The following is a 16483-nucleotide window of genomic DNA, read 5'->3' on the forward strand; positions in this document are numbered from 1 at the left end:
CCACGGGCGGCTCTTTTGCGTGATGACCGATGAGCGTGATGGGCGCGCTCTAGGGTTGCCTTCGTGCGAGGCGATGCTATCTGCGCGAGCGCCGACAACATTTGCTGCTATGATCGGGCTTGTCACCGTTCTCGAAAACGAACACGTATTGAGGGGCGCCATGGTGCCCGTGGTGCCCGTGGTGCTTGCACCCGTGGCTTTTGCGCCGACAGCACTTCTCGGTACCCGCATGTTCGCTTTTGCGCGCGCAGCGCCGACCGCGCTTCTTATGGATGGTGGCGTACTTGATGCCCATCTCTTCGGCAGTTGCGCTGATCTTGTCACAGAGAGCAACCAGTTGCTCCTTTTCCGCATCGGTCAGACCCGCCAGCACCGCATCGGCTGCCTTATCCTCAGCTGCAAGGCGCTTTTTCACTACCTCAGTGCCAAGCTTGGTAAGCGTCATCTGAAAGCCTTCCTCGGCATCGGAGATGGTTAGATATCCGTTCTCTTCGGCCTTTCGCGCTACGGTGCGCACATCGCATCCGCGCCACTCAAGCGCCTTCTTCGCTTCGTCCTTGCCAAGCGTTCCATTGCCAAATTTGTGAATGACCTTGATGAGAGCACCCTGGCCGCGCTTGAAGCTGCGCGGACCTTCGGCACGCATGGCGAGCTTGGTGTAGTTCGCCGCTTTCTTAAGGCTGGCGATCGCCTTCGTTGATTCAGCCATCTTCGTGTACCTTCTTTCTTCTCTGACAGCGCAGAGAACCATCTTCGTATCCGGCCGTACTCCGGACTTGCCTTAAGTGTATAAGCTTGAACGCAGCAAAGCACAGGCGTGCTCGGATGCTTCACCGATCCGTGAACTTGTTGCCACGTATGGTTGAACGGCGAAGCATCTGCCAATGCATCGGGCATCTGGGCTACTTCTCGTAAAAGGCGGCGCGGCTATGGTCTAGACTTTTGCTATCTCGATCGAAAAGGAGATGCGTGTGGAATCGGGCGAAGGGTTCAGTCTCAGGAAGGCATTCGTTTTAGCGGGCGCCATCATCGCGCTGGTAGTGGGTACGGGCTTTGCGACTGGACAAGAGCTGGTTCAGTACTTCACCGCGTACGGTTTAGGTGGCTTCGCGGTCATCGCGGTGTTCGCTGCGCTTTTTATCTACTACAACCTCAACTTCGCGCAGGTAGGGGCTCGCGAGCGCTACGAACGCGGCAACGATGTCTTTCGCTACTACTGCGGCAAGCGCATCGGCGCCTTCTTCGACTACTATTCCACGCTGTTCTGCTATCTGTCGTTCTTCGTGATGGTGGGTGGGGCATCCTCGGCTTTGCAGCAGGGTTTCGGCATTCCTGCATGGGCTGGCGCAACCTTGCTGACGATCATCGTGGTGCTCGTGGTGAGCCTGGGGCTCAATCGCCTGATCGAGATCATCGGCGTTATCGGACCGATCAACATAGCATTTTTCATCATGGTGGGGCTCATCGTAGTGGTGATGGATTGGCCGCAGATCGCTGATAATCTTGCTGCTATCCAAGCGAGCACGCTCGCTGGCGCGCGTGACGGTGAGGGCATCGTGCGCGCAGGCGAGCATTGGCTGGTGGCGGGGTTGTCGTATGCGGGGTTCGTGCTGCTGTGGTTCGCGAGCTTCATGACGCTTTTGGGAGCGAAGAACGAGCGACGTACGCTGCGTGCGGGCCTCATCATCGCAGTGGTGGCTATCTGCGCTGCCATCGCTATCATCTTCATGGCGCAGGTGGCCAACATCAATACCGGTACGGGGGATCTGTTTGTATGGAATGCGCCCATTCCCAATCTGATCTTGGCTGAGCGCATCTGGCCGCCCCTCGCCTTCATCTATGCGGTGGTGGTGTTTATTGGGGCATGCGCGACATCGGTGCCGCTGCTCTACAACCCGGTAGCGCGCTTTGCCGAAGAGGGTACGCTGCGCTTTCGCGTGCTGGCGGCGGTGCTGGGCGTCACCGGGCTGGTGATCGGGCTGTTCTTCCCGTATCGCATGCTGGTGAACGTCGTGTACGTGGTGAATGGCTATATTGGTGCGGTGTTGTTGATCTTCATGGTGGTGCGCACGATCTCTGATCAGGTATCCCGACACTGCGACCGCATGGCCGATGCGGGCGCTTCGCGGTGCGGCAGTGGTATGGATATTGCTCCTTGTCAGTCTGCGGGCGACCCGACGGGCGCAAGCGAGGACGCAGCCCGTAGTGCTGAGGAAGGAGGCGGCCATGGATCGCGATCGACGTAAATACAGGACCTATCGCGACAAACTGCGCCGCGCGAACCGTGAGGCAGCCTATACGGTGGTGGCGCTTGGGGTGATAGCCATTGCATGGCTGTTGCTCGGGTTCGGTTTGGCAGACAGTGATGTGCGCATCGCGTCAACCCCTCTGTGGATCGTTGGTGGCACGGTGGGCACATGGTTGGTGGCAGTGATCGTGGCGGTGGTGCTGGCCAAGCGGGTGTTCGCGAATTTTGATTTAGATGATAGGGCGGATGGGGATGACTGATCTGATAGGTTTGGCGCCCCTTGCGCTCTTCTTGGTGGTGACGCTCGTGGCGTCTGTGATCGTGCGCAGGCGCGCTGCCCGCGCAGGTGGCGGCTTTGTGAAGGATTACTTCATCGGCAATCGGGCGCTCGGTGGCTTCGTGCTGGCGATGACCACCGTGGCTACCTACGGTTCGGTCAGCTCGTTCGTGGGCGGTCCGGGCCAGGCGTGGGAGATCGGCTTTGGCTGGGTGTACATGGCTGTCGTGCAGGTGACGGCGCTGGTGCTGCTCTATGGCATCATGGGCAAGAAGATGGCCCTGATCGCACGCAAGCTCGATGCGGTGACGGTGGTGGATGTGGTGCGGGCGCGTTACGGATCGAACGCTTTGGCGAATGTGTCCGCGTTGGTCGTGGTCGTCTTCTTCGTTGCTACCATGGTCGCGCAATTTGTGGGAGGGGCCAAGATATTCGAGGCGGTGACGGGATACCCGTATCTCGTTGGCCTGACACTGTTCGGCATTGCGGCTATTCTGTTCACCACCATCGGAGGCTTTCGTGGGGTCGCTGTCACCGATGCGCTGTGCGGCATCATGATGATTATCGGCATGGTGGTGCTCGCGCTGGGCATTCTGAATGCGGGTGGCGGCTACGAGAACATCATGCAGACCATTCAAGAAACAGCCCCTCACAAGCTCGAGCCGTTCAGCGGCGGCGGCATGCCGTGGACGCTGTATCTGACTCAGTGGCTGCTCGTGGGCGTCTTCACGTTCGTGTTGCCGCAGTCAGTGGTGCGCACCATGGGATACAAAGACACGAAAGCCTTGCATAACGCCATGATCGTGGGTACCGTTGTGATCGGCATCATGATGATCGGCATGACGAGTTTGGGCGTGCTGGCATCAGGTGTGCTCACAGAAGATTTAGCAACCTACGGTGGCAGTGTCGATAACATCATTCCGCTCGTGACGGTCGGAACGCTTTCGGCAGTGTTGGCAGGGCTTGCCATCATCGGACCCATCGCAGCTTCCATATCAACCGTTTCTTCGTTGTTGATCTCAGCCAGTTCGGCCATCGTGAAGGATCTGTATCTGCACTGGTGCGCCGATCGCGGGCGTCAACCGGCCGAGCGGTGCGTGGCGGCATCGAGTCAGGTTATCACGCTGGTGCTCGGTGCACTGGTGTTCGCGCTCTCGGTGGTGCCGCCCGACCTTATCTGGAAGATCAACATGTTCGCATTCGGTGGTCTTGAAACGGCCTTCTTCTTCGTGCTGGTATGCGGGCTGTTCTGGAAGCGGGCGAACAGGACGGGCGCGCTCGCCAGCATGATAGGCGGAGTCGCTGCCTATTGCGCGTGCATGGCAGCAGGCTTCAAGGTGGCCGGGATGCACCAGATCGTCATCGGCATCGTGGTGGCAGGGGTGTTGATGGCAGTGGGCAGCTGGATAGGCGCTCAGGCGAAGAATGCTCGGATGGATGTCTTTTTCCCCGAGTAACGCTTGAGGATGTGCGCGAAGGATCAGAGGTCGCATTCGGTGACACCATCTTCGGGACAAGAGGGATGCATGCCAGCACGCGTGCTCTTGACCGATGCGGCATAATCTTTGGTATGAAGGAATTGCAGATCAAATACGAGGCGCTCATCAGCATAGTGCGCGATATGGAGCGCGTTGCCGTTGCGTTTTCGGGGGGCGTGGATTCGGCACTGCTTCTGGCCGCATCACGTGAAGCGCTTGGCACCGAAGTGCTCGCGTTGACGGCTGACACAGCGTTTTTCTCGGCCAGCGAGACCGCAGCAGCCACTGCTTTTTGCGAGGGATGCGGGGTGCCCCAGCGAATCGTCGCCTTCGATATCCTGGCGGTCGATGAGGTAGTGGAGAATGCCCCTGATCGTTGCTACCGCTGCAAGCAACAGATACTCGCGCACCTGCTGGAAGCAGCACAGCAGGTCGGTGCGGTGTTGGTGGAAGGGTCGAACGCGAGCGATGCTGAGGCGTATCGGCCAGGTGCACGCGCCTTGCGTGAAGCGGGCGTGCGCAGTCCGCTCGCGGAGGTGGGGCTAACGAAGGCGGAAGTGCGGGAAGCGTCTCGTCAGCTGGGCCTTCCCACGTGGGATAAACCGAGCATGGCATGCTTGGCCACGCGATTTCCGTATGGCACGCGCATCGTGCGCGCGGGGCTTGCTCGCGTAGACGAGGCTGAGCGCATGCTGCACGAGGCGGGATTTGATCAAGTGCGCGTACGCGTTCATGACGAAATGGCGCGCATCGAGGTGATGCCCGATCAGTTGCCACGTCTGCTGGATGCGAGCATGCGCGCGCAGGTGCATGCCGCTCTCAAAGATGTAGGGTTTTCCTATGTGACGGCAGATTTGCTGGGGTATCGTACGGGCAGCGCCGATGAGGTTTTGGAGGGACTATGAACCAAACACGCGATATTCTTCGGGCGGTAGAGGCGGGAGAGCTGTCAGCTGACGATGCGCTTTCGCGGCTGAAGCTAAAGCCGTTCGAGAATCTTGGGTATGCGCAGGTAGACCTGCATCGTGAGGTGATGCAGGGCGCCTCTGAGGTGATCTACGGCGCCGGCAAGACCGCCGAGCAGATCGCGGGCATCGCGCGCACCATGCTCGATCATGGCCGCACACGCATTCTGGTAACGCGGCTCAGCGCTGCTCAGGCTGAGGCGGTGGCAGATCAGGTGCCCCTCACCTTCGATGAGGTATCGCACCTTGGGCGGATAGGAGCGCTTCCCGAGCCTGATGGCTTGGGCAACGTGCTGGTGGTCACGGGCGGTACGAGCGATATCCCGGTGGCTGAGGAAGCGGCGCAAACCGCGGAGTTTCTCGGTAATCGGGTTCAGCGCGCCTACGATATGGGCGTGGCGGGCTTGCATCGCACGCTTGCCAAGATGGACCTGATCGCCGATGCCAGCGTGATCGTGGCAGTGGCGGGCATGGAAGGCGCGCTTGCCAGCGTGGTGGGAGGCCTTGCCGATAGCCCTGTGATCGCGGTGCCGACGAGCGTGGGCTACGGTGCCTCTTTCGGGGGCGTATCTGCGCTGCTCAGCATGTTGAATTCGTGCGCGAGCGGTGTGGCCGTGGTCAACATCGATAATGGGTTCGGCGCTGGTTATATGGCCAGCATGATCAACCATATGGACGTGAAAGGCGGACATGCGGTCGTCGAAGCGACGCATGTTGATACCGAATGCGGAGGACTGCGATGAAGACGTTGTATTTGGATTGCATGCACGGCGCGCGCAAGGATTCCTTCGCGATCGGGGTAGGGCAGCTGCTCGCTCAAGAAGAGCGGCAACGCATCGCGCAGGCGGCTGGTGTCGAGCAGACGCAGGCTGATGATTGCTGCGGGGCCGATCACCGCCATCATCATAGCGTGACTGAGGTGCGCGAGAAGATAGCTGCCAAGCAGCTCTCCGAGGCAGAGCGTGCGGCGGCGTTCGGTGTCTATGAGGTGCTCGCGCGCGCGGAGGCGAAGGCGCACAGCGTGTCCATAGATGAGGTTCATTTTCATGAGGTGGGCTCCGATGAGGCCATCACCTGGGTCTGCATCGCCTGCGCGTCGGTGCTCGCGGTGGGTGCGGAGACGATCGTGGCATCGCCGGTTTGCACGGGTTTCGGCTTCGTGGATTGCGCGCATGGTACGCTGCCGATTCCCGCACCGGCAACAGCCAATGTGCTGGAGGGTGCCCCTTCGTTTGCAGGCGATGTGGAAGGCGAGCTGACCACACCCACCGGTGCGGCTTTGGTGCGCTATTTCGCCTCGGCGTTCTGCGATAAGGCGCCTGAAGATGCTGTCTGGATCGCGCATGTGGGTGCCTGATGAAGGTGGTCAAAGCTCCGTTCATGCGCCGCTTCATTCGCATGGCCGCCGATTCGTGGGAACAAGGATGGCATGAGCGCAACGGCGGTAATCTGTCGTATCGCATTCGCCACAGCGAGATCGAGCCGCTCTTCGACAAGTTGGTTCTTGGTGTGTGGCGCCCGTGCTGCGTGCATGTGCCGATGCTCGCGGGGGAGTTCTTCGCCATAACAGCGGCGGGCAGCTATTTCCGCAACATCCCCGAGGATCCTGAGCGATGCGTGGGCATCATCCAGCTGGATGAGACGGGCACCGCCTATCGGCAGTGCTGGGGTTTCGCTGAGGGTGGCTGCCCTACCAGCGAGCTGCCCACTCATCTGTTGAACCATCAAGTGCGCACGCTCGCCTCAGGAGGAATCGACCGCGTGTTGCATCATGCGCATCCGGTCGATATCAATGCGTTGACGTTCGCGCTCCCTCTTGACAGCGAGACGTTCACGCGGCGGCTGTGGGCGACCATCAGCGAATGCGCTCTGGTCTTTCCCGATGGTGTCGGGGTGCTCGCATGGGATGTGCCGGGAAGCGTGGAGTTGGCGCTGGCTACCGCCGATCTGATGGAACGCACGCATGCGGTGGTGTGGGCGCACCATGGGATCCTCTGTGCTGGCGCCACCTTCGATGATGCGTTCGGGCTGATGCATACCATAGAGAAGGCGGCTGCGGTGCAAGTGCGCGTGCTGGCAATGGGCGACCCGCGCCCCGATCAGCGCATCACCGACGAGGATGTGAACCGCTTAGCGCAGTACTACGGTCTGCGCTTGAGCATTCCGTAGCAAGATCGCACGGTCAGGGCTGCTCCAGCGCGCGGGCTAGGGGGTCTCTAAGGTGATGATCCGGTCGAAGGCTGCGGTGCTGGTGGGGCTGTGGGTGATGGCGATCACCGTCTTGGTGCGAAAGGTGTTCATGATGGTGTCGAGCACCACCTGCTCGGTTGCCACATCAAGGGCCGCGAACGGTTCGTCCAAGATGATGATGGGCGCATCGGCGAGCAGCAGTCGTGCCAAGGCCAAGCGATGCGCTTCGCCGCCAGAGAGGTTGAAGGCGCCTTCCTGGATGCGGGAATCGAGGCCGTGCGGCATCTGTTCAAGACGCGCTGCCAGACCAACGCTGTGCAGGGCATCCAGCAGTTCCTGATCGGTCGCATTCGGTTTGCCGATGCGCAGGTTCTCACGCAGGGTCATGTCGAAGAGCTTGGGCTGCTGTTCCAGCACGCCAAAAGCGCGACAGCGCGCTGCTCCAAGCGTTGCGGGGTCGCTGCCGCCGACGCGCACCTTCCCCGCGCAAGGCACCACGTCCCCATAGATCAGCTTCGCTAGCGTGGTCTTGCCCGCGCCGCTCGCGCCGCACAGGGCGACCTTATGACCGAAGGGGATGGAAAGCGAGAGATGCTCGATGACCGGATGCGCCTGATCGTAGGCGAAGTCAACGTCGTGGAGTTCGATGGCAGGATGGGCGAGCGCGGCGCCTTCCAGAGGGCGCTCGTCGATGCGCTGTTCGCAGGTCGATCCTGCTCGCGCGTGGGCGGCGCGCGTGCTTGCGGCATTGAGGCGTTCAAGGGAGGCGCGTTGCGCCACGAAGCTCATCGCCGCATCGGGCAGGGGTGCAAGCGCCTCCATCAGAGGGAACAGGCACAAGACGAAAGCAGCGATCCAATTCGGTGCGTAGGCGGGCGCGTTCTCGGAGCCAGACGTCGCAAGCGCGCCTAGCAGCGCCGAGCCGGAAGCATCGGTGCAGAAAACGCTGCTGGCCCAGACGAGCATGCCTATCGTGCAGAGGCAGAAGAGGATCTGCGTGGCCAGGCGCATGCGCCGCTCGAAGGCGCGCAGTGATGCGCGTGCATCATCGCGCGTGCGGAGCTGGTCGTCTATGCGATGTAGATAGTCGCCGTGGCGTCCGGAGAGCACCCAGTCGGCTATGCCGAGCACATCGTCGGTCAGCTCGTCGTAGAGGCGTTCCTGAGCGCAGGCGGCGGCCATGATGCGCGCCTTCGTCGTAAGCGCGGCGATCAGCGGCGCGACCACCGCCGCGATACTGAGCGTTGCGGCCATGAGACCGAACAGCGGCCACGACAGCGCACCGCAACCGATGAGGATGAGCGCGCTCAGCAGCCATGCGCTTACAAGCGGCAGCATCCCGCGCAGGATCAAGTCTTGCACATGCCCGATATCGTCGGTCAGCAGCGCCAGCACCTGTCCGAGCGTGGTCTGCCCCGCGCCGTCGCCCAATGCGCTCGTGCGCTGCGCGAGCACTAGGTAGAGCTTGCGGCGCATTTCGCTCATCATGCGGAACACCCAATTATGGCTCGAGAGGCGCTCCCCATAGCGCAAGAGCGGCTTTCCTATGCCGAAGATGCGCACGAACAGGGAAGGCACATGAAGCGCGAGCACGGTCAGCGGCACTGCCGCGGCCAACGATATCATGTAGCCCGAGGTGAACATGAGCGCACAGGCGAACAGGGAAGCTGCAACGCCGAGCGCGATGGCGAGCGCGAGCACCTTTCCATAGCGGCGCAGGTAGGGGCGCACCCACGTGTCGCGAGGTTTGCTCATAGCTCGATCACCTCGCTCACATGGGGCAGCCACGCATCGTCATGCATGGCAACGAGCACCGTTTTCCCTTCCATGAGAGGCGCTATGTGCTCGATGAGCTCTTGTGCGGTGCAGGCATCGAGATGCGCGGTCGGCTCGTCGAGCAGCCAAAGATCGCGCGTAGGGTCAAGAAGGGCGCGCGCTACCGCAACCCGGTGCGCTTGACCGCCCGAAAGCGGGCGACCCGCATCGCCGATGATGGTGTCGAGCCCGTAAGGCAGCTGGGCCACCACGTCGCTGAGACCAACGCGTGCGATGGCGTCGCGGACCTCTGCATCGTCTGCGTCGGGCCGATAGAATGCCACGTTGTCGCGCAGGCTCGCGCGGAAAAGGTATGGGGTTTGGGGGATGTAGGCAACGTGTCGCGCCCGGGCGGTGTTGCGCATTCCGCCGGAGGGAGCGAATCCGGCAATGCGAGCGAGCAGGGTGGTTTTTCCCGATCCGCTCGGGCCCACGATGCCGATGATGCCCGGTTTTGCGAGCAGCACCTCGATCTTAGCGGTTACCCGATCGAGGCGACAAGAGAACTCTGGGGTGCGCTCGACATCGTCTGGGTGGGCGCTGCGGTGGATCAACTCTTCGATCGAGGCCAGCGCCGCCTTGCCCTCGAGCGTGGCATGGTAGTCCTCGCCGTATTCGCGGATGGGTTTGAAGAACTCCGGCACGAGCATAAGGGATGCAAGCGCCGGGAAGAAGGCCATAGTGCCCTCCACCAGGCGAAATCCCAACATGATGGCCACGCCTGCCAAGCACAAGGTGGCGAACAGATCGAGCACGGTGGTGGAGAGCATGGCGATGCGCAGCGTCTTCATGGTCAACGCTCGGAAGCGCTCCGATACGGTGAAGATCCGCTCAGCGAATGCCCTTTCCACACCGAACGCGCGCAGGGTGCCCACACCCGAGGAGATATCGACGAAGCTTGAAGAGAGCTGCTCGAATTGCGCATAGCGCCGCTGCGCTTCGGAGCCGGCGCTCTGCCCGATGAGGCGCATCAGGAGCACCGTAAACGGATAGCACGCAAGCGCGATCAGTCCGCTCACCCAGTCCAACCAGAACAGGCACACGAGCAGAACAGCGGGTACGACCATGACGTTCGCCATCTTGGGAATGAGGATGCGAACGAGGGTTTCGATCGCATCCACCCCTTCGAGGGCATCGGCTGTGGAGGCGGCGCTGCCGTGCGCGCGCACGAGCGCAGGACCGCCCTGCCAAAGCGCCTCCAGGAAGGTGCGCCGCAGACGGTCAGCGCTGCGGCGGGCGAAGCCATCCATGAGCGCCTCTTCGCCGTTTCCCACGATGCTCCGCCCGATGAAACAGCCGGCGAACAGCGCGATCCAGCCAAGCTGCTCGTGCATGCTCGCACCGCTCCACAGCCCAACGAGAGCCTGCGCGAGACCAATGGCCTGCCCGGCACACAGCGCTCCCAGCGCCATCGCGAACGCGCATGCGAGAGCGAGCATGCGTTTCGCTCCTTCGATCTTGAAAAGGCTCGCCACGATGTTTCCGGTGCTCCTGTCGCCTCTCGTGCTTCGGCTTGTGCGCCTACGGCGCGTCTCTGTCAGGATTCTAAAGCAACGCGCGCATGTTCTTCAAAGCGTTACGTTGTCGCGCCGCACGGTGCGCTACAATCGGGGCAGCAAGGAAGAGGAGGGTGAGATGGATCTATTCGCTGATCAAGTACTCATGTCGCGGATCCAATTCGCGTTCACGGCCGGATATCACTTCATATTCGTGCCGCTGACCATCGGCATCGGGCTGTTGATGTCCATTTTCGTGACACGGGCCCATCGTACGAAGAATCCCGAGGACGACGCGCTGGCGCGCATGTGGGTCAAGATATACACCGCATCGTTTGCCATCGGCGTGGCCACCGGCATCACCATGGAGTTCTCCTTCGGCACGAACTGGGCGAACTACTCCCGGTTCGTGGGAGATATCTTCGGTGCGCCGCTCGCCGCAGAGGCACTGTTCGCGTTCTTCTTGGAATCCATCTTCCTTGGCATCGTCATCTTCGGGCGCGGGAAGGTGCGGCCGGGCTTCTACGTGGCCTCTGCATGGCTGACGTTTGCCGGTTCAGCGCTTTCGGCGCTCTGGATCCTCATCGCCAATTCGTGGATGCAAACGCCAGCTGGCGCTGAGCTTTCCGCCGACGGCTCGCAAGCGGTCATCACCGATTTTTTCGCTGCGGCGTTCAACCCTTCCACGTTGCCTCGCTACGGTCATACCGTGCTCGCGGTGCTGGTGATGGGCGCCTTCTTCATGATGGCGGTGGCCGCGTGGTATATGCTCAAGAAAAAACATGGCAACGCGGCGCGCAAGATGCTGATGACCGGCGCTGTCGTGGGCGTGCTGTCCACGGCAGGGCTTCTAGTGTTCGCTCATGCCTCTGCGGTGGAGGTGTGGGAAGAGCAGCCTACCAAGCTTGCCATGATGGAGGGCATGTACGAGCGCGAAGTGCCCGGCCTTGCTGCGGTGGGCATCGTGGACGAGGCGGCTCAAGAGCTCACCGCGCTTTCGATTCCGGGCGGGACCAGCTTTTTGGCCACCGGCACGTGGGATACGGAGTATCCGGGTTTGAACGAGCTGGCTGCCACCGAGCAGTACGGCGATATTGTGGTCGAAGAGATGCCCGTGAACTTCGTGTTCCAGACATACCATCTGATGGTGGCCGGGTTCGGGCTGATCTGCTTGTGCTTGCTGCTGGCCCTCATCTTCGGGCGTAAGGGTGGCAGCATCCAGAATATGCGCTGGTTGCAGCGGCTGCTCGTCATCGCGCCCCTCTTCCCCTTCATAGCTATCCAGACTGGTTGGCTGACCGCCGAGGTGGGGCGCCAGCCCTATGTGGTCTATCCGAGCACCTCGGGTCCAGAAGGGGTATTCATGCTGACGAATACCGGCACGAGCGTCTCCGTGCAGCCTTTCGAGCTGGTCATCACGCTGGTGCTGTTCTTCGCGGTGTATCTGATGCTGTTCGTGGGCTGGGCCCGTGTGATCGGGCGCTTCATCAAGGAAGGCCCCGTGCATGATGATGCGGATGCGACTACGGTCCCCGCTGTTTCTGTGGGCGATTCGGACAACGCGGGTGCGTCTGTCGTCGAAGAGGTGGTTCTGGAAGGGGGTGAGCGGTGATGGAATTGGCAGTGCTGTGGTACTTCCTGGTGTTTTTGCTGATAGCGGGATACTTCATTCTTGATGGGTTCGATCTGGGAGCGGGCGTGCTCTATCCCTTCATCGCGAAGGATGAGCGCGAGCAGGCGATCGTGCGGCGGGCCTTGGGTCCGGTCTGGGATGGCAACGAGGTATGGCTGCTCACCGCAGGAGGCGCGCTCTTCGCGGCATTCCCTGATGCGTACGCCACCACGTTCAGCGGGTTTTATCTGGCCATCATGCTCGTTCTGTTCGGTCTGATCGTACGTGCGGTCTCCTTCGAGTTCTGGGCGGGCGAGGGTTCATGGCGCCCGGTGTGGAACGTGTGCTTCTTCGTGGGGTCGCTCGTGCCAGCGTTGTTGTTCGGCGTGGCGGCAGGAAATGTCATCGCGGGCATCCCTATGGATACTGCGGGCAACTACAACGGTGTGCCGCTGCTCGGGTTGATCACTCCGTTCACGCTGCTGTGCGGCATCTTTGGCCTGGTCATGTTCATCGCAGCGGGAGCCTGCTGGCTCGCTTTGAAAGCGCCGGAGGGCTCTGCCTTGCAGGCGCGGGTAGGCGCGCTGCGTCTGCCGTTTCAGGTGGCGGCCGTGGTGCTCTTCATCCTGCTGAGCGGGTGGGTGCTTGGCATCATGGGCACTGACGGCATGCCGGAGCACCTGTTCTTCGCGCGCTGGCTGTTGGCATTGGTGGTGCTGGCATGTCTGATCGGCGGCATCGTGCTCGATCGGCAGATGCGTTCTCGTGCTGATCTGTGGAGCTTTCTGTGCCAGAGCGTTGCAGCGGGTGCTGTTGTGTTCTTGGGCGCGTGCAGCATGTTCCCGGTGCTCGTGAACGCATCAGCCGACAGCATAGGAGAGGCCATCACGCTTGCATCTGCGGGAGCCAGCGAGCTTTCGCTTCTGTGCATGACGATCATCCTATGCATCGGATTGCCGCTGGTGCTGCTCTATCATGTGGTCATCTATCGCACGTTCCGCGGACGTGTGAGCGATGCTGACCTTGAACCGGAGACGGTAGGAGAAGGTTGAGCGAGGTTGGCTACAACCGACTTAAGGTGCTGCTCGCGCTGGTGATCGTCGTTCAGGTGGTCGCGATCGCTGGTATCGCATGCACGCGATCGGCATCGGGCGGCACCGCAAACGATCAGCTGTCGGATGCGCCAACTGAGCACTTAGAGGTTGCCGATCAGGCTCCGGTGCCGGTGTCGTTCACGGTCACCTTCGCAGGCGATTGCACGCTGGGCACCGATGAGGCATTCGATCGCTCGACCAGCTTCAACGCGAAGTTCTCGTCGGTGGGCGACCCGGCGTGGTTTCTGGCGAACGTAGAGCCGATTTTCGCCGAGGACGATCTGACCATCGTGAACATGGAGGGCACGCTCACCGACGTCACGACGCGGCAGGATAAGACCTTCGCCTTCAAAGGCGATGCCGACTACGCGAAGGTGTTCAGCACATCGAGCGTCGAGGCAGCCAGCATGGCGAACAATCACTCCAAAGATTACGGCGATCAGAGCTACACCGATACCATAGCGGCAGTAGAAGAGGTGGGCGTGCAGACCTTCGGCTACGATCGCATCGCGTATCGGGACGTGAAAGGCGTGAAGGTCGCGCTCATCGGCGCCTATGAGCTTGCCGAGCATGAAGGCATCGAGGCGGAGGTGACGGCCCGTATCGTCGAGGCGAAGGACGCGGGCGCGCAGGTGGTGTTGGTGTATTACCATTGGGGCATCGAGCGCGAGTACGTGCCGAATGCCACGCAGGTGAAGCTCGCGCATGCAGCCATTGATGCTGGTGCCGACCTCGTGGTGGGCTCGCACCCGCATGTCATACAGGGTTGGGAAGTGTATAACGGGCGCTACATCGTCTACAGCCTGGGCAATTTCTGTTTCGGTGGCAATTCGGGGCCTTCTGATATGGATTGCATGATCTTCCAACAGACGTTCACGGTGACTGGCGATGAGGTGGCTCAGAATAACGACGTAGCGTTCATCGCATGCAGCATATCGAGCGCTTCTGGGTACAACAATTACCAGCCTACGCCCGCATCAGGCTCCGAGAAAGAGCGCATCGATGCCAAGATACAGCAATCAACGGATGCCATCGCGGCGATGAACGCATGAGGGTTATCCGGTTGAGCGGGTCGTACGCGTTGAGGCTCTCATGAAGGTGCTCGGATATCTGAGCGCGCATAAGGCAGCGCTTCTGGCATGTGTGCTCCTGCTCGTTGGCGCTGTATTCTGCGATCTCGCTATCCCCAATCTCACTTCGAACATAGTGGATGTGGGCATTCAGCAATCAGGTGTCGAGCATGTGGCGACCGATGAGCTGACGTCGGCAACCTACGAGACCATTCGCGATGATCTGAGCGGAGACGATCGAGCGATCTTCGAGGAATCGTATGCGCCGTCGAGCGCAGACCGCTTCGCGCTCAACGAATACGGTCGCGCGCATCTCGATCAGCTCGATACCATCGTGGCAGCACCGTTAGCGCGCGCATACGGTCTGTCAAGCGGTGCTGACGATCCACTCGCCACGCAAGGTGCCCTTGCTGCGGCGGTGCGGGAATATGCAGCGCTCGGTTATGACCTGACTGCCATGCAGATGCGCTACCTCTTGATGACCGGTGCGATCATGCTGGGTCTGACGGCTGTGAGCATGGTGCTCAACGTTGCCGTGGGCTTTGTGGCGGCGCGCACGGGCGCGGGCATCGGACGCGACTTGCGCCGTCAACTGTTCTCGAAGGTCGTGCGCTTCTCCGAAGCCGAGATCGGGCGCTTTTCAGCAGCGTCGCTCATCACGCGCGGCACGAACGATATCCAATTGATACAGATGGTCTCCATCATGCTGCTGCGCATGGTGCTCTATGCGCCGCTCGTTGCGCTCGGCGGCATCGTTATGGTGCTGACGACGAACGCGGCGCTGGGCTGGATCGTGGTGGTGGCCATCGTGGTCGTTGCGGTGGTCATCGGCATCCTGTTCCGCTTCACGCTGCCGAAGTTCAAGATCATGCAGGAGCTGATCGACAAGGTGAACCTGATCGCGCGCGAGATGCTCTCCGGCATTGCGGTGGTGCGCGCGTTCGATCGCCAGACTCTCGAGCAAGAGCGCTTCAACGATGCATCGGTCAAGCTAATGCGCACCCAGCTATTCACCAATCGCGCTATGAGCTTCATGATGCCGACCATGATGCTCGTCATGAACGTCACCAGCGTTGCCATCGTGTGGTTCGGCGGTCTGCTGGTGGGAGAGGGAACGCTGCAAACCGGCGACCTCATCGCTTTCATCACGTATTCCATGGTCATCATCATGGGCTTTTTGATGATCGGCATGGTTTCCATCATGTTGCCGCGGGCCGATGTTGCCGCGGGTCGCATCAACGAGGTGCTCGCGTGCGAGCCGTCCATCACCGATTCTGACGAGCGGAAAGAGGCTTCGGTGGGACCTGTGGAAGGGGGGCATGCGACATCTGCGGAAGGCGAACGCGCGTGGCAGGTACCCGCAGAGGGTGCGCCTCGGAGGCTAGGCGATGCGCGCATTGAATTTCGCAACGTGTCGTTTCGCTATGACGAGGCGAGCGAGTGCGCGCTGTCGAACGTGTCGTTTACGGCTGAGCCGGGCACCACGCTTGCGTTGGTGGGCGCCACCGGTGCGGGCAAGTCAACGGTGATGAAGCTCATCGAGCGCTTCTACGACGTCTCAGAGGGCGCTGTGCTCGTTGATGGCGTCGATGTGCGCGAGATGCGACAAGCTGATCTGCGCGCTACGTTCGGCTATGTGCCACAGAAGGCGTTCTTATTCTCGGGTACGATCGATTCTAACGTGGCTTATGCCGATGAGGGGATGCCCGAGGCGCGCGTCCGATGGGCGCTCGAGGTGGCGCAAGCATCTGCGTTGGTGACTGCGCGCGCAGAAGGGGTGGAGGCGCCCATCGCGCAGGGAGGCACCAATGTGTCAGGTGGGCAGCGTCAGCGGCTTGCCATCGCGCGTGCGCTCGCGAGGGGCGCGCGGGTCCTGCTCTTCGACGATTCCTTTTCGGCGCTCGATTACAAGACCGACGCGCGGATACGGGCGGCCCTGCGCGACCAGCTGGAAGGCACTACGTGCATCATGGTGGCGCAGCGCATCGCAACGGTCATGGGGGCAGAGCGCATCGTGGTGCTTGATGAGGGCCGGGTGGTCGGTCAGGGTACCCATGAGCATCTGATGCGCTCGTGTCCGGAATATCGCGACATTGCGCTTTCGCAGCTCTCTGAGGCAGAGCTTGCTCGAGGTGGGGATGCCGCATGAGCGCAGGGAACGCGGTGCGCATGGATGCGCCGGGCATTGTCGAGTCCGAAGCGCCTCAGATCGCTGATGCGGCTTTCGATCGTCTGACG

At 61.2% G+C, this 16483-nt stretch carries 14 protein-coding genes; 11 read left to right on the top strand and 3 right to left on the bottom strand.

The window, feature by feature from the left end; all coding sequences use genetic code 11:
- Positions 1 to 76 precede the first annotated feature (76 nt).
- Positions 77 to 709 (bottom strand): hypothetical protein, encoded by a 633-nt coding sequence (locus NFR19_RS02460; protein ID WP_251212199.1) that lies wholly within the window; start codon positions 707 to 709, stop codon positions 77 to 79.
- 262 nt (positions 710 to 971) lie between these two features.
- Here NFR19_RS02460 and NFR19_RS02465 point away from each other — a divergent pair, with 262 nt between their 5' ends.
- The 7 genes from NFR19_RS02465 to rhaD all read left to right on the top strand — a co-directional run bounded on the left by NFR19_RS02465 (position 972) and on the right by rhaD (position 7137).
- Positions 972 to 2246 (top strand): YkvI family membrane protein, encoded by a 1275-nt coding sequence (locus NFR19_RS02465; RefSeq protein ID WP_251212200.1) that lies wholly within the window; start codon positions 972 to 974, stop codon positions 2244 to 2246.
- Entirely contained in the window at positions 2227 to 2508 is a 282-nt protein-coding gene (locus NFR19_RS02470; RefSeq protein ID WP_251212201.1) for a DUF997 family protein, read from the top strand. Before NFR19_RS02465 ends, NFR19_RS02470 begins: the two co-directional genes overlap by 20 nt.
- Complete coding sequence (panF, locus tag NFR19_RS02475) at positions 2501 to 3982, top strand: sodium/pantothenate symporter (protein WP_251212202.1); 1482 nt, start codon at positions 2501 to 2503, stop codon at positions 3980 to 3982. The genes NFR19_RS02470 and panF overlap by 8 nt, the downstream gene beginning before the upstream one ends.
- A gap of 113 nt (positions 3983 to 4095) precedes the next feature.
- Positions 4096 to 4908, top strand: a complete 813-nt coding sequence (gene larE / locus NFR19_RS02480) for an ATP-dependent sacrificial sulfur transferase LarE (protein WP_251212203.1) — start codon at positions 4096 to 4098, stop codon at positions 4906 to 4908.
- A complete protein-coding gene (gene larB / locus NFR19_RS02485; protein ID WP_251212204.1) occupies positions 4905 to 5711 on the top strand; it encodes a nickel pincer cofactor biosynthesis protein LarB in 807 nt (268 codons plus the stop codon). Before larE ends, larB begins: the two co-directional genes overlap by 4 nt.
- On the top strand, positions 5708 to 6325 hold the full coding sequence (larC, locus tag NFR19_RS02490; RefSeq protein ID WP_251212205.1) for a nickel pincer cofactor biosynthesis protein LarC: 618 nt from the start codon (positions 5708 to 5710) through the stop codon (positions 6323 to 6325). Before larB ends, larC begins: the two co-directional genes overlap by 4 nt.
- Complete coding sequence (gene rhaD, locus NFR19_RS02495) at positions 6325 to 7137, top strand: rhamnulose-1-phosphate aldolase (protein WP_251212206.1); 813 nt, start codon at positions 6325 to 6327, stop codon at positions 7135 to 7137. The genes larC and rhaD overlap by 1 nt, the downstream gene beginning before the upstream one ends.
- 36 nt (positions 7138 to 7173) lie before the next feature.
- Here the strand turns inward: rhaD and cydC are convergent, their stop codons facing one another.
- Together cydC and cydD are read right to left on the bottom strand one after the other, a co-directional pair.
- Complete coding sequence (gene cydC, locus NFR19_RS02500) at positions 7174 to 8913, bottom strand: thiol reductant ABC exporter subunit CydC (protein WP_251212207.1); 1740 nt, start codon at positions 8911 to 8913, stop codon at positions 7174 to 7176.
- Entirely contained in the window at positions 8910 to 10412 is a 1503-nt protein-coding gene (gene cydD, locus NFR19_RS02505; RefSeq protein WP_251212208.1) for a thiol reductant ABC exporter subunit CydD, read from the bottom strand. Before cydD ends, cydC begins: the two co-directional genes overlap by 4 nt.
- Positions 10413 to 10608: 196 nt before the next feature.
- On the opposite strand from cydD, the gene NFR19_RS02510 reads away from it, so the two are divergent.
- The 4 genes from NFR19_RS02510 to NFR19_RS02525 are packed head-to-tail and all read left to right on the top strand — an operon-like array spanning position 10609 to position 16394.
- The gene (locus tag NFR19_RS02510) at positions 10609 to 12081 is read left to right on the top strand and encodes a cytochrome ubiquinol oxidase subunit I (RefSeq protein ID WP_251212209.1); all 1473 of its coding nucleotides are present in this window, start codon (positions 10609 to 10611) and stop codon (positions 12079 to 12081) included.
- Positions 12081 to 13133 carry a cytochrome d ubiquinol oxidase subunit II gene (gene cydB, locus NFR19_RS02515; protein WP_251212248.1) on the top strand — a complete coding sequence of 351 codons (1053 nt, stop codon included), beginning with the start codon at positions 12081 to 12083 and terminating at the stop codon, positions 13131 to 13133. The genes NFR19_RS02510 and cydB overlap by 1 nt, the downstream gene beginning before the upstream one ends.
- Positions 13130 to 14227, top strand: coding sequence for a CapA family protein (locus NFR19_RS02520; protein ID WP_251212210.1), 1098 nt, complete (start codon positions 13130 to 13132; stop codon positions 14225 to 14227). Before cydB ends, NFR19_RS02520 begins: the two co-directional genes overlap by 4 nt.
- Positions 14228 to 14267: 40 nt before the next feature.
- The gene (locus tag NFR19_RS02525) at positions 14268 to 16394 is read left to right on the top strand and encodes an ABC transporter ATP-binding protein (protein ID WP_251212211.1); all 2127 of its coding nucleotides are present in this window, start codon (positions 14268 to 14270) and stop codon (positions 16392 to 16394) included.
- The last annotated feature ends 89 nt before the right edge of the window (positions 16395 to 16483 follow it).

It is taken from the genome of Adlercreutzia murintestinalis (genome assembly GCF_943192905.1).
GTDB lineage: Bacteria > Actinomycetota > Coriobacteriia > Coriobacteriales > Eggerthellaceae > Adlercreutzia_A > Adlercreutzia_A murintestinalis.